General features: G+C 68.2%; 11 protein-coding genes. 7 read left to right on the top strand and 4 right to left on the bottom strand.

Annotated elements, in window-relative coordinates:
* Window positions 1–24 precede the first annotated feature (24 nt).
* From AB0J55_RS00140 to AB0J55_RS00130, 3 genes are read right to left on the bottom strand one after another with little or no spacing between them, the layout of a single operon-like run.
* Window positions 25–2,505, bottom strand: coding sequence for a tyrosine-type recombinase/integrase (locus AB0J55_RS00140; RefSeq protein ID WP_364240485.1), 2,481 nt, complete (start codon window positions 2,503–2,505; stop codon window positions 25–27).
* Window positions 2,498–2,773: a site-specific integrase gene (locus tag AB0J55_RS00135; RefSeq protein WP_364240482.1), complete on the bottom strand. Its 276-nt coding sequence runs from the start codon at window positions 2,771–2,773 to the stop codon at window positions 2,498–2,500. The genes AB0J55_RS00140 and AB0J55_RS00135 overlap by 8 nt, the downstream gene beginning before the upstream one ends.
* Window positions 2,680–3,627, bottom strand: coding sequence for a hypothetical protein (locus AB0J55_RS00130; protein ID WP_364240479.1), 948 nt, complete (start codon window positions 3,625–3,627; stop codon window positions 2,680–2,682). The genes AB0J55_RS00135 and AB0J55_RS00130 overlap by 94 nt, the downstream gene beginning before the upstream one ends.
* Window positions 3,628–4,346: 719 nt before the next feature.
* Here AB0J55_RS00130 and AB0J55_RS00125 point away from each other — a divergent pair.
* The 5 genes from AB0J55_RS00125 (at window position 4,347) to AB0J55_RS00105 (ending at window position 9,672) form a co-directional block, all read left to right on the top strand.
* On the top strand, window positions 4,347–4,697 hold the full coding sequence (locus AB0J55_RS00125; RefSeq protein ID WP_364240476.1) for a helix-turn-helix transcriptional regulator: 351 nt from the start codon (window positions 4,347–4,349) through the stop codon (window positions 4,695–4,697).
* Window positions 4,698–4,867: 170 nt separating this feature from the next.
* A complete protein-coding gene (locus AB0J55_RS00120) occupies window positions 4,868–5,893 on the top strand; it encodes a site-specific integrase (protein WP_364243342.1) in 1,026 nt (341 codons plus the stop codon).
* Window positions 5,859–7,130: a hypothetical protein gene (locus tag AB0J55_RS00115; RefSeq protein WP_364240473.1), complete on the top strand. Its 1,272-nt coding sequence runs from the start codon at window positions 5,859–5,861 to the stop codon at window positions 7,128–7,130. The genes AB0J55_RS00120 and AB0J55_RS00115 overlap by 35 nt, the downstream gene beginning before the upstream one ends.
* Complete coding sequence (locus AB0J55_RS00110) at window positions 7,127–9,250, top strand: hypothetical protein (protein ID WP_364240471.1); 2,124 nt, start codon at window positions 7,127–7,129, stop codon at window positions 9,248–9,250. The genes AB0J55_RS00115 and AB0J55_RS00110 overlap by 4 nt, the downstream gene beginning before the upstream one ends.
* Window positions 9,247–9,672, top strand: coding sequence for a hypothetical protein (locus tag AB0J55_RS00105; RefSeq protein ID WP_364240469.1), 426 nt, complete (start codon window positions 9,247–9,249; stop codon window positions 9,670–9,672). The genes AB0J55_RS00110 and AB0J55_RS00105 overlap by 4 nt, the downstream gene beginning before the upstream one ends.
* A gap of 621 nt (window positions 9,673–10,293) precedes the next feature.
* Here AB0J55_RS00105 and AB0J55_RS00100 read toward each other — a convergent pair.
* Window positions 10,294–13,152: a BTAD domain-containing putative transcriptional regulator gene (locus AB0J55_RS00100; protein WP_364240466.1), complete on the bottom strand. Its 2,859-nt coding sequence runs from the start codon at window positions 13,150–13,152 to the stop codon at window positions 10,294–10,296.
* A 195-nt stretch (window positions 13,153–13,347) separates the two neighbouring features.
* Here AB0J55_RS00100 and AB0J55_RS00095 point away from each other — a divergent pair, with 195 nt between their 5' ends.
* Complete coding sequence (locus AB0J55_RS00095; protein WP_364240463.1) at window positions 13,348–13,908, top strand: hypothetical protein; 561 nt, start codon at window positions 13,348–13,350, stop codon at window positions 13,906–13,908.
* A gap of 177 nt (window positions 13,909–14,085) precedes the next feature.
* Window positions 14,086–16,248, top strand: a complete 2,163-nt coding sequence (locus tag AB0J55_RS00090) for a pentapeptide repeat-containing protein (RefSeq protein WP_364240460.1) — start codon at window positions 14,086–14,088, stop codon at window positions 16,246–16,248.
* The last annotated feature ends 1,948 nt before the right edge of the window (window positions 16,249–18,196 follow it).

Genomic DNA, 18,196 nt, shown 5'->3' with positions numbered 1-18,196 from the left:
CTGGCGGGCTGACGGTCTCGGGTGTCATGAGTCGGCCTCCAAGCGGGGGACGCTGGGTGGAAGGGGTATGCCGAGGTCGACGGCTGCTCTCCGTGTCCGGCGTTGGGTGTCGTCGCGCTTGGCTCGCAGGAAGGTGAGGGTCATGTCGATGCCCTCGATCTCGCCGGCCCAGTTCTCTGTCTCGGCGCGGGTGCGGCGGTCGAGCAGGTCGGCTTCGAGTTCGTCGAGCCGGGCGAGCATCTTGGGGTTGACGTGCAGCATCGGGCAGCGGATGCAGGCGTGTTCGTGCTGGCAGGGGGTGCCGTAAGGACGTCCGCAGGAGCCCAGTTCGACCTTCCGCTTGTCGAAATGTTCGTCGAACTCGGCCCATTCCTCGCCTGTGGCGTCGCGGTATTCGTCGGTCGGCCGGAGCTCGCGGCGGTGGTCGAGGAAGGCGACGTAGTGGCGGACGATGTCCTCGTCAAAGACGGCGACGTAGCCGCGAGTGGTCTGGATGTTGAGATGACCGAGCAGGGCCGCCCCGATGTGGATGGGCAGGCCGCTGTTGACCAGCTCGGTAGCGAAGATCCGCCGGAAGTCGTGGGGTGTGAACCGGGTCGTGCGGAAGCCGGGATGCTGCTCGGCCAGCGCGTCGCAGCGCCGTTTGATCATGTTCAGGACGGTGCCGCCGGCGATGACCCGATCGGTGGAGCCGATCCGGCGCTGGAACAGGAACGGCAGCTGGGCGCTCCAGACCTTGTCGTGTGGGTCGAACCTGCTCAGCAGCGGGATGCTGCGGCCGCCCTGGGTGTGGCGGCGGATGACCGAGGCGATCACGTGGAACAGTTCGGCGCTCATCGGGATGACCCGCTCGCGGTCCGTCTTGGACGGTGCAACCACCAAGAGCGCGATCACTTCTCCGTTGGACCGCTGGTATTGGCGGATGCTGAGGTGGGTCAGCTCGCAGAGTTCTTCGATACGGACCCCGGAATGGCGCAGCGTCTCGACGCAGGCCCAGTCCCAGAACGCGGCCTCCTCGTCGGTCTCGATGTGGATGAGCTCGCCGGTGGCTTCCTCGACGACGCGGATGGGGCTCTTGCCGCCTGATCGGCGCCGGGTGTGGTGGTCATGGCTGGTGACCACCCGCTGGTAGGGGCGCCCGTCGAGAAGGAACGTTTCGCCCGGCTGGACTTGCCGGGCATGATCGAGCAGAGTGCGCGCCTTGTCGTAGCGCTCTTCGACGTGCTGGACCAGGGCCGGCAGCAGTGGTTGGCGTTGCCGGGTGCGGTCGGCGGAGCGTTCGTTGATCCGGCGTCGTCGTTTGCCCAGGCCGCGGATTTCGCTCGGTGGCACGGGGCAGGGCGCGACCCAGCGGGCCCAACGTTCGGGCTCATCGCTGGCCCAGGTGTGCAAGTCGTAGTAGAGGCTGCGGACGCAAATCACGATGCCGTCGACACCAGCGCGTGGTTTGCCGGCGTTCTTCCCATCCTCGCGGGTGCTGATCATGTGCCGCCAGGCTGTATAGACCTCCGGGGCGATGCGCAGGTCCGCCTGGTCGGGGTTGATCCGTTCGATCTTCTCCCAGAAGTGGTGAGCGACCTCCAGCACCATATTGGAGATCGAGGCGTAGTCGGAGTCGGCGGAACGACGGGTGAAGTAGTCGATGAGCAGCTGCCGCACCGCCTGGTTGCGGATCGGGTAGCGGTCGACCAGCTGCTCGATGCTCAGCTGGCCGCGGGCCAGCGCCGCCCGCATCGTGGACGGTGTGTCGGGCGGGAAGTGACCCATATGGTGCAGGATGTTCCAGGCCGACGGGCCAGCGAACCGGTTGACGTCCCTCTTCCCGGGACGAAGGATCGCGCGGGCCCGACGGGTCTCGTGCCCGTAGTGCAGCAACGCCGCCGGGGTGAGATCAGCGAGGCTCACGCCTTGAACGGTCAGCAGGCAGCACACGTCGAACAGAGCTTCGCGGCGGTGCGACCACGACATGTCGGACGCGGCGACCTGCTCGGCGAACTTCTCCAGCAGCGGATCTCCCTGCACTGCAACGAAAAACTGCCCGTACTCGTGGAACGTATTCCTGCGAAACGCCAGCAGGGAAGGCTGCACCACCCGTAGGCAGAACAGGGATCGCAGACCGCGCCCGACGGCGAAGCCGCCGTCACGTGATGTCCCGAGAATGCCGATCTCGGCCTCACCACGGCCCACGGGACTGGCGTCCCACCGTTGCTGCCAGGTCTGGCCCGGGAATTCGGTCAGGTAGGTGAGGATGATCTCGGCTGCCTGGCCGCGATGCTGACAGCTTATCGGCGCGCCTTCCCAGGCGTTGAACACGAGCCGGACGATGCGGTCGACAGACGCGGTTGCGAGTTCGCCAGCCGGCCGCGGAGGTGTCGACGCGGTCGCCGGTTGGGGCTCGATCTTGCCCGACACGAAGCGGCTGCAGAAACCCAGCTCCTCCACTATCGGGCCGTGCCGGTGCCGGCGGCTCAGACCGGTCGTCGTGCTCGTCTGCGATTCAGGCACCGAACACCGCCTCGATGTCGGCGGCGGCGTAGCCGGCCGGGAAGTGGGTCTGTGGCTTCGGGCGGCTGTAGTGCTCGGTGAGTTTGTCGAACAGTTCTTCCACCGCGACCGTCAGGTAGCGGCTGGTGGTCTGGATGTTGGCGTGCCGCAGGATGGCCTGCACCTCCGCCAGCGTCAGCGTCCCGCTGTTGGCCATCCGGGTCGCGGCGGTGTGCCGGGCGTCGTGCCAGGTCCAATTCGTGCCCAGGACCGCATTGGCGCGTTGCAAGATCCGCCGCAGCGCCCGTAGGACAGCGGCCGGTCCTCACCGCGCCGGGTGCGCCAAATCGACTCGCCCTGCGCGGGGGTGCCGATCTCGTCGAAGTAGAGCGCGAGCCGGACGAACGCCTGCGGCGAGGCAGGAATCGCCTCACGCTCGCGGGTGCCCTTGGACACGACGTAGATCCGGCGACCGGCCCAGTCCAGGTCCTCCGGCGTCACGCCCAGCAGCTCGGCGGCGCGAGCGCCGCTGGAGACGAAGAACTCCAGTAATGCGCGATCGCGCTCGCAGCCCATCACGTCGAACAACTCGTCCCACAGCCGGTCCGGGATCGCACGTGGCGGCCGCTGCACCACCCGCTGCCGCAACCGCGCCCTGCCCACGACCGGCTTCGGTTCCAGCGGACTCAGGTGTGCCAGAGCACGACGGCGTTGCTGCGAGGACGGCACCGGATTCACGACCGGGCCCCGACCATGATGGCCGTGGTACTCGTAGAAGCCACTCACCGACGACAGAGCATGGTTGATCGTCGTGCGGGCGTAGCCGGCTGCCAGCGTCGGCTTGCCGGTCCGGGAATTGATCCCGCCGGGCCGACCGGGGGCCACTGTGCTCCGTCGTCGCTGCGGGTTCGGCGCAGTGCGTAGCCAGCCGACCACTACGGCAACCTCGGCCTCGGTCGCCTTCTCCCAGGCAACTTCGAGCAACCACAGCAGCCGGAACCATCGCAGCAGCCCGAACGCGTAGCTGCGTCCGGTCAGGGGGCTGCCGTCGCCCAGCGCCAGATCTCGCAGGTATTCCGTGACATCGGCGATCTCAACGGCTGCCGGGTCGATGACGACGTACGGCGGATGGATCCGCTCCACCTTCAAGACTGACCCGACTCAGGGCACGGACACACGGCCTTCCATGAGCTGACGACGAAGGTCCACTGGCTTTCTCCTTGATCACGACGTGAAGCGCCATGATCAACCAGTGGGAGATGGTGCAGATAACTGAGCACCACCCGCGCACCGCACCGGCCCGCGCGGCTTACCGATTCGATCACATCTGGACGGTGCGTGTCGACGGCCGCGCCGTCGGGACCGTCCGTCGCGTCACCGCCGGCGTGCTCGACCGCTACGAAACCCGCACCCTCACCGGATCCGTGCTACGTCCCGCCCTCCCCGACAACGAACAGCCCCGCTACGACTCCGTCCACTCCGCCACCGACGCTCTCATCGCATGGACCGCCGATCGCGAGCCCACACCCGATGCCGTGGCTACCGAACACCCGCGACCTCGCGGTGTCGTGCGACCTCAATCACGCGACCAGGTCCCGCGACACCGGCCAAGGCCCCACCTCGACACATCGACTTCCCGGCCGCAGGCACGGGCCTTGACCGGCGCCACGGCGGGACCTGGGTGACCGCGGTCGTCCGCACACCACCCCACGCGAGGCCACCTGAATGAACCGGGAATCCCCGAGCGGCACGCCTTCCCCCGGGCGAGCCGACTCCCGGTTCAGGGGCTGGCCGGGCCAGCGCACGCGCCGCGTTGCCCGGCCAGCCCCCTCTGCTCGCCACCTGCCATCGGAGATCCGAGCATGTCCCAGCCAGCCACACTGACCGCTACCGAACGGGAAGTCCTCGACGACGTCGTCCGCGGCCTGAGCAACATCCAGATCGCGCTCAAGCAGTTCCGGTCACACGAGACCATCCGTACCCACGTGAAGAACATCCTCGCCAAGCTGAAGGCCCGCAACCGCGCGCACGCCGTCGCCATCGCCTACGAGACCGGCATCCTCCGGTGTCCGCTACCGCACCTGCCGACGACGCAAGAGATACCGCGGCGGGTGTCGCCGCCGGGCCACGCGAGGTGCGAACCCGGGCAGCCGGGCCGGGCGGCGGTCACATCTGCTCGTCACGGCGTGCGCCACAGGCGAGGGTCGCGATGACCGAGCCAGCGCTGTTCTCGCTCGAGAACCAGCGCGGGAGCCGTCCCCTCGACGTGGTGTCCTGGGGTGCCGGTGTGGAAAGCTCCGTTATGTCGTAGCTTTCGCCTTGTCGCAGTTTCACCGCTCTCTGGTGTTGAACGGCTGTGACAGGAGGGCTGCTGCGCGTGCTGATGTACAAGACCTCCGTAGACGTGGGCTGGCTGGCGGTCGACGGTGCTGCGGTGCTCGATCGAGCTGGGATCGGTGAAGGGATGCCCTTCGTACTCGAGCCGGACGGCTCGTACGACGTGCACCTCAACCGGTTCATTCGCGAGCTAGCTACTTGGGGCGCGAGGTCGGAACACACTAGAGCCGCCTATGCCCGGGACCTGATGCTGTTCGGCCGGTTTCTGCACCAGCACCGCGGCGGTCGATCGATCTGGCACGCCGATCAGGAAGACCTGCGCGCGTACAAGCGGGCACGGCGCCGAACACCGGGGTTCGAGGTGTCGGCGTCGACGTGGAACCGATTCATCGCCGCGTTGGACAAGTGGGTGGCGTGGGCGATGCACGAGCGGCTGCTGGACCAGCGTCCGTTCCGACTGCTGGAGAAGGCGGTGTTCACGCCAACCGGTCCGGTGGTTGTGCTGCACAACGCCGAGCGGGAGCTCGACGAGGAGTCCACTGAAGTCCGGTTCCTGTCCTACGAGGACTATCTGCTTTGGCGTGATGTCGGACTGCGCGGCCAACTTCCCAGCGGTGCAGCGGATCCGCCGTGGAGAGGACGGCACGGCGAGCGCAACGCGGTCTTCGCCGACCTGCTGGTATGCACCGGAATGCGGTTGCAGGAGGCGTCGAGTCTGCTGGTGACCGAGCTGCCGCTGATCTCGCCGCGCAGACTGACCGGAGACCTGCACCTCGCGGCGACGGTCACGAAGCGTCGACGCGCTCGCACCGTGTACGTGTCGCGCCGGGTGCTGCATCGAGCAGGCGCTGATTCGTACCTACGGCGCAAGTCACCGGAATCCGCGTGTAGCGGTCGCCACCATCGTGTGGCTGCTGCGCCTCGAGTTCGATCGGCATCCGGAGTCCTTCGATCCCGAGTTTGCCGAGCGGCTGCGCTTCGCCGCGCGCGAACATCACCCGCGGGGCAAGCGGCCGCTGGATGCCTACCCGCCTCAGGTGTTCGAGGCGATCAAGAACGCTGCGCTGGCTGATGTGCGGGCGATCCAGCGCCGCATCCAGGCCGGGGAGGCGCTGGCGGTGGCTGGGCAGGACCCGGAGATCGGCGGCTGGGACCGGGTGGAGAACGCGCTGTGGCACATCGATCGGCACGGTCCGCTGACCATGGCGTTCTTGCGGCCGTTGATCGGCAAGCGCCTCGGCAACGGCCGCACCCTCAACGCCCAGTTGTACCTGACCCGTGCCGATGTGTGCGTCCTGCTCGTGGCCTTGATCTGCCTGACCGGCATGGAACCGGAGTGCGCCAAGCGGCTGCGCCTGGATTGCTTGAGTAGCCCAGCGCGTGGGTTCGTCACGATCAACTACGTCAAGCGCCGGGCAGGCTCGGCGAGGGCCAAGAGCATGCGGATCAGCGACGGTGGCGCGCTGCACCACCCCGGCGGGCTCGTGAGGCTGGCGCAGCGGCTGACCGCGCGGGCCCGCGCCCACAGCGGCAGTACCGACCTGTGGGTTGACCACGGCGATCTGGGCCTGCGTGAGACGTTCCCGCCTGGCGGGCAAGGCGCGTGGCAGCACCTACACGCCTGGCAGGTCCGGCACGGCATCACCGAGCTCACCGACTCCGACGGGACGCCGGTGCGGCTGGACCTGCGACGGCTGCGCAAGTCGTATAAGTCCCAGCAGTACCTCAAGGCCGCCGGCGTGCTGTCCGACTTCGCCCGCGGCCACACCACCGAGGTCGCCGCCCGCCACTACGCCGACATCCCAGCCCACGACGAGCTGCACGACCAGGCGGTCGAAGACGGCCTCGTCGACGCGCTCGGCGTGGCACTGCCGCCGCCTGTCGTGCTCGACGACGACGGCGCCCGACTCGACGACAGCCAGGAGACGTTGACCGCGCACGAGGTCGACGCCGCGCTCACGCGGGAACGCGACGTGTTCCTGGCCTCGTGCCGCGACTTCAACGACTCGCCGTTCGGCGTGCGGGGTAAGCCGTGCCCGGTGGCGCTGTGGGGATGCTTCGAGTGCACCAACGCGGTGTTCACCACCCGGCACCTGCCGCAGGTGCTCACGTTCCTCGACTTCCTCGAACGACAGCGCGAGGAGTACTCCAGCCGGGAATGGACTGTCCGGTTCGGCCTCGCCTGGAACCGGATCGTGCACGGCATCCGTGCGAAGTTCCGCGACGAACAGGTCGCCACCGCCCAAGCAGTCGCCGAGGCCGGAGGCGCTCGCCTTCTGCTGCCGCCCGAGTTCTGGAGCCGCACGTGACCCGCCCACACTCCGTCGATACCACCTCGACCGCCGCCGACATGGACACCGACCCGTGGGTCCTTCCCGAGGCGCTGACGACCCCGGCAACCGGGCGGGGACCCCAATTCAGCGAGGACATCTGGGATCTGCGGCCGTTCGCGCCGCGCAGCAACGGCTCGTTGCGCATCAACTTCGGCTGGTTTCCCGATGATGACGCGGCGTTCACCGCGAAGGAGTTCCTGTACTCGCGTCTGCGGCACGCCGTGCCGACGGCGTACGGCAAGCGGCCGGCGCAGCTGATGAAGCTGACCAATGCCTACACGGACGTCCACATCCTCAGCCTGCTGTACGCCGAGCTGCGCGAGCAGGGCGTCACCCGGCTCGCCCACGCGCGGCAACGACACGCCGACGCCGTGGTCCGAGCCTGGCGCACGCGGTGCAGCGCGAACACGATCACGGTCCGGATCGGAGTGATCCAGCACGTCGAGGCGCACGGCCGGTACCTGAGCCGGGACCGGCTCACCATCGTGCCATGGCTCGGCCGCCCGGCAACACAAGTCGCCGGGCGCCTGGTCGACGAGGAGAACGCCACGCCCCGCATCCCGGAGCCCATCCTCGCTCCGCTGCTGCGTGTTGCGCTGTTCTACGTCCAGACCGCCAGCACCGACCTGCTGGCCGCACAACGTGAACTCGCCGAGCTCGAAGCAGCACGAGCCGGGATCCGCTGCGAACGCGGCGAGGTCGTCCAGAAGATCCAGGCGTTCATGGAACGCCGCCGCGCCGCAGGCCGAGGCGTTCCCGCCCTGCCGCTATACTGCCTGCCACAGCGGCCCGACGCCGCGGTAGTCGACGGCGTCGTCCAGGCACCCAACGCCAGCCTGATCGCGCTCATGAGCGGCACCAACAGCTACCAGCACGCGCCAACGCGGCTGATGGAGCAGTACGGCGCGGAACTCGGCTACGAGGACGGCGGCCTCGACACGGCGATCTCCGAGTGGCCCGGCACCGGCCGGCCGTGGCGGCCCCGGCTCAACCACCGCAGCCTCTACGACGAGGTGCACCACCTGCGCACCGCCTGCTGGATCCTCATCGCCTACCTGTCTGGCATGCGCCACATGGAGGTGATGGAACTCCGCCGCGACTGCGCCTTCACCGCACCCACCCCCGACGGCCGTACGCGGCACAAGCTGCGCGGCCGAGTGTTCAAGGGCCGCCAGCTCTCCGGTGACGAGGCCGAATGGGTCGTGCTCGACGTCGTCCACGACGCCGTCAACCTGTTGGTGCACATCAACGACGACCCGACGCACCTGTTCGGCTACCGACTCTGGCCGACCACGCCACCCCGGCTGGCCCGCAAGATCACCAACCGAATCACGGCGTTCCACGACCACGTCAACGACCTGTTCGGCACACCGCAGAACCCGTTCATCCCCGCCGACGGCGACGCACCGTGGAACTTCACGACCCGGCAGTTCCGCCGCACCCTCGCCTGGCACATCGCCCACCAGCCGTTCGGCATGGTCGCGGGCGCCCGGCAATACCACCACGCCAAGCTCACGATGTTCGAGGGCTACGCCGGCACCTCAGCGTCCGGCTTCGCCTCCGAGGTGGCGGCCGAGGAAGCCGTCGCCGCGCTCGACTACGTCGAAGACCTCTACCGCGACTGGAACGGCGGCGCCCGCACCAGCGGAGCCGGAGCCCAGCGGATCGACGCCGAGTTCCAGCGCATCCGCCGGGAACTCGGCGACCTGCCCGGCACCGTCGCAGATTCGCCCCGGCTGCGCACGATGCTCGTGCACCTGACCAAGACGCTGCATCCCGGGGTGCTCAACGACTGCTTCTTCAACGCCGCCACCGCAGTATGCGTCAAGCGCGCCACCGCCGTCGGAAGACCCGTGCCCCAGCACAACATGTGCCTGCGCTGCTCCAACGCGCGTCGCTCCACCACCGTGCACCTGCCGCGCCTGACCCTCGCCCGCGGCCAGGCCGCCGAGCTCGCAGCCGCGGCGGCGGACGCCGGGCCGGTCCCTCAGTTCCAGCAGCAGGCCCTCAACAGCCACCTCGCCGAACTCGACCACCTCATCGCCGAACTCGACCACCTCATCGCCGAACTCGACTCTCCGGAGGCCAGCCGGTGACCCGCTCGACCACCCAGGCGCGCCTAGAACAAGCGCTCAACCGGCTGCTCGCCGGCCAACCGACCGCGAGCGACGGCGACCTGACGATCTCCACCTTGTGCCGCGAAGCAGGCGTCGGCAGGGACTCCTACTACCGGTCACCTCAACAGTTCAAGGACAGCGTCGTAGCCGCCTTCGCGCACCGCGAGGCCCAGCAACCGGAGCTGGTCGCGCTGCGCGAGGAGGTCTCCGCGCTGAAACGCGCGCGGAAGGAAGCCGATCGCGACCACACGCGAACCGTGCACGAACTGGAGGCCACGATCCGGCTCTACGCCAACCAAATCCAGGTACTTGCCCTCCGCAACGCTGAACTGGAGGACCTCCACCGACAGCGGACAGCCGTCGACCGCACGACGACTGCCTTGTTCAACAGCGACCGGTAAGGCCTCGTGCGACCGGACGAGCTAGGCAGCCCGTGCCGTCGCGGCGGGTTGGTGACCGCGGGAACGGCACGCTGGCAAAGGTGCGCAACCGGCGACACCATCGGTGAGAATGATTCCCGGTCATGTCCACCGGAATGTCTCGCCGCGTCGAGCTGCAGATCGGCTCGCACCGCTTCCTCCACGAGGTGGAAGTCAAAGCCCAGTAAACGGACCGACGACGTGTGGTGGCTGATCAACACCCCGGCCGTGAGGTGGCTGCTCGACCGAGTCGCCGCCGGTCGGATCGACTTCGCCCAAGCCGAGGAGTGGATGCGGTCGGTCACCGGCTGGCAGTCGGGCTGCTGCGCCCACCGTGATTCGGGCCGTAGCGAGCCACACCGAGGCCACGCAAACCAGCAGGTAATGCTGTTCAAGTCCGCGCCGAACTTGCAGTCCCATACGCCAGGGTAGGTGCGCGCTTCGCCACCAACTGCCAGACAGTGCCTGGATCACGGTCGCACCGGGCGAAAGCGACTCGTCCGCCGTCGTGCACGCGCGACACCCTGGTGGCATGAGGCCCAGGATCTGCGGGTCGGCCAGACCTGCCGGGCGCACATCCCGCGCCGGGACAACTCGGCGAAACTACTTCGCGGTTTCGGCGGATGGGGCTGGTTGGTCACCGTCATGGCGGTCGTCGAGGTCGTCGAGTTGTCGCTGCACCCGCTCGGCGTCGTCGTCGCGGCCTTGTTCCCGGTACAGCTCCAGCGCTTCCTGCCACACCTGGCGGGCCCGCTCATGTTGTCCAAGCGCGGCGTGGGGGTGACCGATGCTGTCGAGGGTGTCCGCGGCCTCGTAGGCGTCGCCGAGGGTGCGGCGCAGGGCGCGGGCCTGGTGGTAGTGGTCGATGGCCTGCTGGTGGTCGCCGGTGCGGTGGGCGATGAACGCGAGGCTGTCCAGCGTGGTCGCCTCACCTTCGAGGTTGTGGTGGTGTCCGTGCAGGGTGAGAGCGGCGTCGCAGTGGTCGCGGGCGGTGTCGAAGTCGCCCAGGCGCGCGGCGCACCAGCCCACCGCGTTGAGCGCCTCGGCTTCTCGTACCGGCAGGTCGACGGTGCGGTAGAGGTCGAGGGCGTGTCGGGCGTGGCCCAGAGCCCGCCGGTCATCCCCTCTTCGTACCCACGCGTAGGCGAGCGCCCGGTGGGTGTGTGCCTGTTCGGTGGGGTCGTCGTGGCGCACGGCTAGGTCGAGCGCCCGGTCCAGGTGCCCGATAGCCTCCTCATGCAGGCCCAGCCTCGCACAGGCGTTGCCGAGGATTCGGTGAGCGCGGCTGCGGGTGGCGGGATCAGGCAGGTGAGCGGCAGCGTCCAGCGCGGCCCGCCACGCGGTAAGCATGTCGTGCTGATGCCCTCGCCGGAAATGGAAAGTGTCCAGTGCCTGGGCGAGGTGCCAGACGACATGGTGGCATCCAAGGGCGACCGCAGCGCGTTGGGTGGCCAGTAGGGTGGCGTGCTCGGCATCTAGCCAGGCCAGCGCGGCCGCGGCGTCGGACAGCGGGTGCGGGTGGACGCCGGGCGCGGGGGGATCGGGTTGCACGAGTGCGCGGGCGGGGGCCAGGAGGTCGTTGGCGGTGTGGGCGGTGTGCAGGTGGAAGTCCATCACCCGCACCAAGGCTGTCTCCCGCACGTCGTCGGGTAGGTCGTGGGCGGTGGTGGCGGCGTAGGCGCGGATCAGGTCGTGCATCGCGTACCGGCCGCCCGGTCGTCGCTCGAGCAGGGACGCCTCCCCCAGCGCCGATAGCGCTTTGCGGGCGCGGGCCGGGGGCAGGTTGGTGAGGGCGGTCACGGCGGGCAGGGTGGTGTCGGGGCCGGGGGCGATGCCCAGCAGCGCGAACACGGTGCGGTGTTCGTCGGTGAGCCGCCGCAGGGACCACGAGAGGACGGCGGGCAGGCTGGCGGCGGGGTCGGTGTCGTGGTCGAGCATCTCCAACCCCAGCTCGCGCAGCTCGGCGGCGACCTCGGCCAGCGGGACGTCAGGGCGGGTGGCGGCGTCACGGGCGGTGATCGACAGCGCCAGCGGATAGCCCCCGCACAACGCGACCAGCTCCTCCACAGCGGCGGGTTCGGCGGCGACGCGGTCCGCGCCGAGGCGTGCGGCGAGCAGGGCACGGGCCTCGTCATGGGTCAGGACATCGAGTTGCAGCTGGCGGGCGCCGTGCCGGTCGATCAACGAGGCAAGCCTGGTGCGACCGGTGACCAGCACCGTGCACGACGGGCTGCCCGGCAACAACGGGACGACCTGCTCAGCGGTCGCGGCGTTATCCAGCACCACCAGCATCCGACGGTCCGCGACCAAGCTCCGGTACAGCGCGGCCTGCGCGTCCAGGTCAGTCGGGATCCGACCGGGATCGACTCCCAGGGCGTCGAGGAACCCGCGCACCGCCACCGCCGACGCCATCGGCTCTTCCGTGGGGCTGAACCCGTGCAGGTCCACGAACAGCTGCCCGTCGGGGAACCGGTCGGTGTGCTGGTGCGCCCAGGCCAGGGCCAGCCAGGTCTTGCCGATCCCGCCCGCCCCGCCGAGCGCCGAGATCACCACCGTTCCGGCGGCTGGTGAACCCGACGGCCGATCGTCCGGTTCGGCGGTCAGCGCCTCGTCCAGGCGGGCCAGTTCGGTGCCGCGGCCGGTGAACCATCGCGGCGGCGCGGGCAACTGCAGTGGCACCCGTGTGTCGGTCTTCGCGTCGCCGCGGACCGCCGGGGATGGGGTGAGGGTCGGGTCGGTGTCGAGGATGCGCTGGTGCAACTCCTGCAGGGCCGGGCCAGGGTCGGTGCCCAGCTCCTCGACCAGGCGTTCCCGCAGCTGCCGGTAGCAAGCCAGGGCGTCCGCGGTGCGTCCGGCGCGGTGCAGCGCCAGCATGTACTGGCCGGCTGCTCGCTCGTCCAGCGGATGTCGTGCGGTCTGGACCGACAGCTGTGTCGTCAGATCCTCACCGTGGCCCAAGCGCAGCTGCACCTCGGTCAGGTCCTGCTCGGCCGCTTCCCGCTCCTGCTGCCACTGGTCCCGCTCGCTGTCCACCCACTGCCCGCTCACACCCATGAGCGGCTCGCCGCGCCACAACGCCAGTGCATCAGACAGCAGCGCCACCCGGCGCGTGTCGTCGTCCGCGTGCCGGGCCTGGCCGCGCAGCGCACGGAACCGGAGCAGATCCACCGGCTGATCCGCCTGTGGCGCCACCAGCATGTAGCCGTCGGAGCGGTGCACGACCTCCAGCGCACCCGCGAAGGCCATGCGCAGCCGTGAGATGTAACTGTGCAGCACCGCCCGTCCCCGCCGGGGCGTGTCCGCACCCCATACCCGCTCGACCAGCCGATCCGCCGGCACCAGCCGGCCCGCGTCCACCGCCAGCGCCGCCAGCACACACCGCTGACGGGCAGGCCCGAGATCCACCCGCCGCCCGTCGACGCGCACGGTCACCTCGCCCAGCAAAACGATCTCCACCACCATGCCCGCCCCCTGGAGCGACCTCGTCTCACCCCCAGGGATAGCGCTGGGATAGCGCAGTGACCAGGGCAATGCAGAAACCTTGCAGCAGTTCACACGAACGGCCGCCCACCGTGAAACCCAAGGCGGCTCGAAGAAGTACTGGGGGGCGGGCCGCCCCAAAAATAGCAAAAGATCGTGCGTGGAAGGAGCAGAACGGTGCGGTCGAAATCCACAACGCTCGCGGCCCTGGTGGTGGCGATCGTCAGCTCGGTGTTGATGTCGATACCCGCCGTCGCGGCAGACGCTCCCGCGGACTTCGTCGCGCAGGCGAAGGCCGCCGGGTTGTCCGCCGGCCAAGCGACAGGTCTGCAGAACAAGGTCGACGGGTACCTGGCGAAGCTGGGCAATCAGGCCCACCAGGCCGCGCCGAACCGGATCGAGTTACCGGGGGCCGTGCTGAACGTCGCCGTTCCCGGCGAGACTGCACCTCGCGCGCTGGGAGCATCGGGGATCCCGGAGTGTCAGCTCCGGGCGAACTACGGATGGTTCTGCGCCTACGAGTATGCGTCCTTCCATGGCGACAACATCGGTTTCTACAACTGCGGCGAGTACAAGCCCATTCCCTGGTATACGACGGGCTCGTGGGAGAACAACCAGACACCCGGCACACGGCCGTACGTTTTTTACGGTATTCGATTCGAATCGCTGCCGGCGGCCTACTCCATGCAGCTCACGGGCATGGACTGGGGCCCGGTGTCCGGGATCATGGCCTGCTAGTGATCGCGACTGACTGCGGCGGGAGCGCCTGGGACGCACGCGACGCCCCAGGCGCTCACTGCCGACTTGGGTCAGCGGGTTAGGTAGGGAGCTGCGGCCGTCCAGCATTGCGCCGTTCGGGTATGACTTTGATGTCGGAAGCAGGTGCACCGTGCCCAGTCGCCTAGAACTACGTCGGTGCCTGAGGACAACAGCGACGCCATGCCTCACGTAGGTCCCGACTGGCCAACGTGCGCAGCTGACGTGTGCATTGGCCGGCAGATCGAGGGATTCGAGCGGTGTCTCGCGCATTTGGGAACTGACGAGCGCGACGATGTCCTTCGCCGCTTCGCTCCAAGCGATGATGTGGATCTGCGCGGCACGACGCTGACCATCGGGCTTCTTGAGCGGCTATTGACTCATATGTCCGAAGACCCGGCCGATCCAGCAGCCCTTGTTCGTCTCGGCCGCGCGGATTTCCGCTACTGCCACTTCCACGACGACGATGACGCTTCGGGCACGGAGCGCCCTGAGGACGCCGCGGTTGACGACGGGACCGGCAGCGTGTGCGCTCGGTTCAAGGGCGTCTGGTTCAGCGGGGACGCCGTGTTCAGCGGCGCCCGGTTCAGCGGGAACGCCGTGTTCGGCCACGCCCAGTTCAGCGGGGACGCCTGGTTCGACGGCGTCCGGTTCGACGGGGACGCCAGGTTCGACCGCGCCCGATTCGACGGAGTCGCCGGGTTTCACCACGCCCGGTTCGACGGAGACGCCAGGTTCGGCGACGTCCAGTTCGACAGGTACGCCGTGTTCGACGGTGCCCAGTTCAGCGGATATGCCGGGTTCGGCGGCGCCCGGTTCGGCCTGGACGCCAAGTTCAGCGGCGCCCGGTTCGCCGGGAATGCCGTGTTTCATTCCGCCCAGTTCAACGGGTACGCCTTGTTCCGCCGCACCCGGTTCGGCGACCTCGCTGGGTTCGGCCTCGCCCGGTTCAGCGGATATGCCAGGTTTGATGGCGCCGAGTTCGGCGGGGACGCCGAGTTCGTCGGCGCCCGGTTCATGCTGGGCACCGCGTTCGACGGCGCCCAGTTCAGCGGGGCTGCGGAGTTCATCGACGCCCACTTCAGCGGAGACGCGAAGTTTGCCGACGCGCGCTTTGAGGTAGCCACGAAGTTCGGACCGCTGGCAACGAGAGCATTGGATGTGGATCGTGCGTCGTTTGCCAAGCTAGTCATCGTCGAGGTAGAGGCTGACAGGCTCTCTGCCGACGACGCCCGGTTCGAACGTGGCGTCGAGCTCCGCGTACGCCGTCCGGAAGTGAGTATGCGGCGGACGCATTTCGGTGGGCCGTCATCAGTGAGCGGTATGCCAGCACCATTCAAGTCCCCTAAAGGCAGGTCTGTCGCGGCTGTTCCGGAGCAGCTCACCGCCGAGACGGCTGGCTCAGGCAGCACGGTGGCGGTGGTCGCCTCCGACGACCGGCGGCCTGTTGGTCTTGAGGCGTGGGTTCCGCGGCTGCTGTCGGTGCAGGAAACAGATGTGGCGCAGCTGACCCTGGCCGATGTGGACTTGCGGTGGTGCCGCTTCGCCGGCACACACCATTTGGACGAGCTGTCGTTGGAAGGGCGGAGTCCGTTCAACCGGCCGCCCAATTGGCAGGCTGGATGGGCCTGGCCGCCGGTGTGGCGGTGGACCACACGGCGGGTGCTCGCTGAGGAACACCCATGGCGCGCTGGGCGGCGCAAGTCCGGCGGCTGGAGCAAGGAGCTTCCCGACCTCGACGGTGCGGCCCAGGTGCCGCCGGTAGGACCGGAGCGGCTGGCGGTGCTGTACCGGTCTCTCCGAAAGGCATTCGAGGACGCCAAAAACGAAGCCGGGGCCGGGGACTTCTACTACGGCGAAATGGAAGCCCGCCGCCATGCCCCGTCTACCAGCCGCGCCGAGCGCGCACTGCTCACGGCCTACTGGCTGATCTCCGGCTACGGGCAACGCGCCACCCGCGCACTCGCCGCCCTGGTGATGCTGATCGGCGTGCTCTTCGTCTTGCTGACCCAGCACGGCCTGCCGGACAGCACGGCGCTACAGCAGATGACGGGCACCGTCCCAGCCGCGGCGGCCGGGCAGCCTCAGCAGATCACGTTCGAGACGACACCCGCCCCCGCCATACTCCCTCCCCAAGATCAACTGTGGACCACCGACCGCATGCGCAAGGCGATCCGCATCGCGCTCGGCTCGGTGATCTTCCGCGACACCGACCAGAAACTCACACCTGCGGGAGTGTGGACGGTGATGGCCGGTCGAGCGTTCGGCCCACTGCTGCTCGCACTCGCGGCACTGGCGATCCGCGCCCGCGTCAAACGGTAGAAACGAACGACAGCTGATCAGGCGACGATCGCCGACGCCGGGACCCGATAGGCGGGTCCGGCATCCCGTCACGGTTTGCGAGCTCTGCGCGTGAACGCCGGTGGGAGGGGTAGCTGGCCCAGGTCGCTCCGGCGAGGATGGCGTGGTCTTCGGCGCAGTCAGCGGTATAGCCCAGCGCCTGGCCACGACGGCGGGAGGCATCTCCAGCACCGGGTCTGGCTGTCACTGCACCCGACGCTGACCGCGAGCCTGACAACCCGTCCGAGCCGGAGAACTCAGAGTCGACCGGTCCCGTCGAGCCTGAGCCGTGGCGCCGGACGAGCCGGCGACCAGCGAGTCCGCACAGCGCGGTCGACGCCCGTCACGCACCGCCACTCCGGGGTGCCCCTGCCTGCCCCCCGGCCACCGCACCGGTTAGGCATAGCACCTCACGGTCTGTACGAAGCTCGACGCTTCGCAGCGTTGCCGGGCTGGCACTGGCTGGCCGTGGTTGACCCACGGCCAGCCAGGTGGGACTCAGCGCCCAGAGGTGAACACGTCCATAACCTCTGGACGCACGATCAGCACAGCTCCGGCAATGCCGGCCACGAAGACAAGGCCAACGGTGACAACTATCGTGAACTTGATTAGGCGGTCGGCAGCCCGCTCGTCCGCGAAGAGTTCGACTACTGCCCGCCAAAACGCGTCACGCTCTGTGTTGAAACCCCCAGTAGGGTGCGGCGCACGCGAGCGCCTACTCCACGGACGACCAGAGGCCAGTCGCGACCAGGCGCGTCGAGCAGTCAACTCTTTGCGTGAGATGACGCCAATACTGTTAGACTTCATAACGGAACGACCTTGTTGGCTCGGATTCGACTCGGTTTGTTCCGGCGCCTGGACTGTTACAGCAGTTCAGGCGCCACCCATTTCTCCGAAAAAATATTCAACCGTTATATTCGGAGACGTTGTTCATAAATGTAAATTATTAACCTGCATGACCAATTTGGCCTCTATTTCGAGTGCAAAGTCCACCGTACTTCTTGGATGATCAAGTTCTGCACCGCCCCCAGCAGGCGGTCAGCTACAAGTTAGCACATCCCACAAGGGCGCCCTAGTTGGTGGATTTCGATTTCCAGCAACATGTCGCGCGGGATCCCCGCCAGAAAATGGCCGGAACATAACAAGATGATGACGATCCGTATTTGCCCGCAACTCGCAAAAACTACGTAGCGTGCGCCGCATTCTCCGTTGCGCTTTGTTCGCAGCTAAGGCGCCATGCTGATCTTGATTCAGTGCTGAGCGCATGAGAGGTGGGTGAGTCCGCGCATACCAGACACCCCAGAAGAGTGACGCTCCTGAATCCGACTTCCGCCCGCTTACCGACGTGCGCCGCCTCGACCAGTTCTCGGCGTGCACTCTCTCCCGTCGGAGCCGCGGAGCTGCCTCCGCCGGGCGGCCACACGCTGACCCGGCCGTGCCGCTGCTCGTGGCGCCCTGCAGCTGGCACGCCGCGCAGTACGCCGTACTGCGCTGGTACTACTCGCAGAAGATGCCGCCCAGCAAGATCGCCCCGTTCGGCGTCTGGGAGCACGGCGAGTTCACCGACGTGATCATGTTCGGCCGATCCGCCACGGCCGCGCTCGGCAGCCCCCTACGACCTGGACCAGACCGAGTGCGTGGAGCTGCTCCGCGTCGCACTGCGCCCGCACGAGCACCCGATGACGCAGATGGTCGCCACTAGCCTCCGTCAGCTCCGCGCTGTCTGCCCCCGTCTCTGGCTGATCGTGTCGTATGTCGATTCCGCCCAGGGACACGAGGCGGCATCTACCAGGCCGGGAACTGGATCTCCACCGATGCCACCAGCGCGGCTGCGCCACTTGGCGGTCCATCGGCCGGCCGGGAGACCGCGCACCGGCTTGCCCAAGGGCGCGTCTCGGCCCGGGTCGTCGCCGATGTCCTCGGTAGCTGG

Origin of the sequence: Amycolatopsis sp. NPDC049688 (genome assembly GCF_040674975.1) — a bacterium.
Classification (GTDB): Bacteria; Actinomycetota; Actinomycetes; order Mycobacteriales; family Pseudonocardiaceae; genus Amycolatopsis.
The sequence above is the reverse complement of the archived record's forward strand: the minus strand, read 5'-3'. Positions and strand labels throughout refer to the sequence as shown.

Excerpts from the sequence above, each read along its gene's own strand:
- AB0J55_RS00125 (WP_364240476.1), top strand. The coding sequence starts at position 4,347 with ATGTCCCAGCCAGCCACACTGACCGCTACCGAACGGGAAGTCCTCGAC.
- AB0J55_RS00120 (WP_364243342.1), top strand. The coding sequence starts at position 4,868 with ATGTACAAGACCTCCGTAGACGTGGGCTGGCTGGCGGTCGACGGTGCT.
- AB0J55_RS00100 (WP_364240466.1), bottom strand. The coding sequence starts at position 13,152 with ATGGTGGTGGAGATCGTTTTGCTGGGCGAGGTGACCGTGCGCGTCGAC.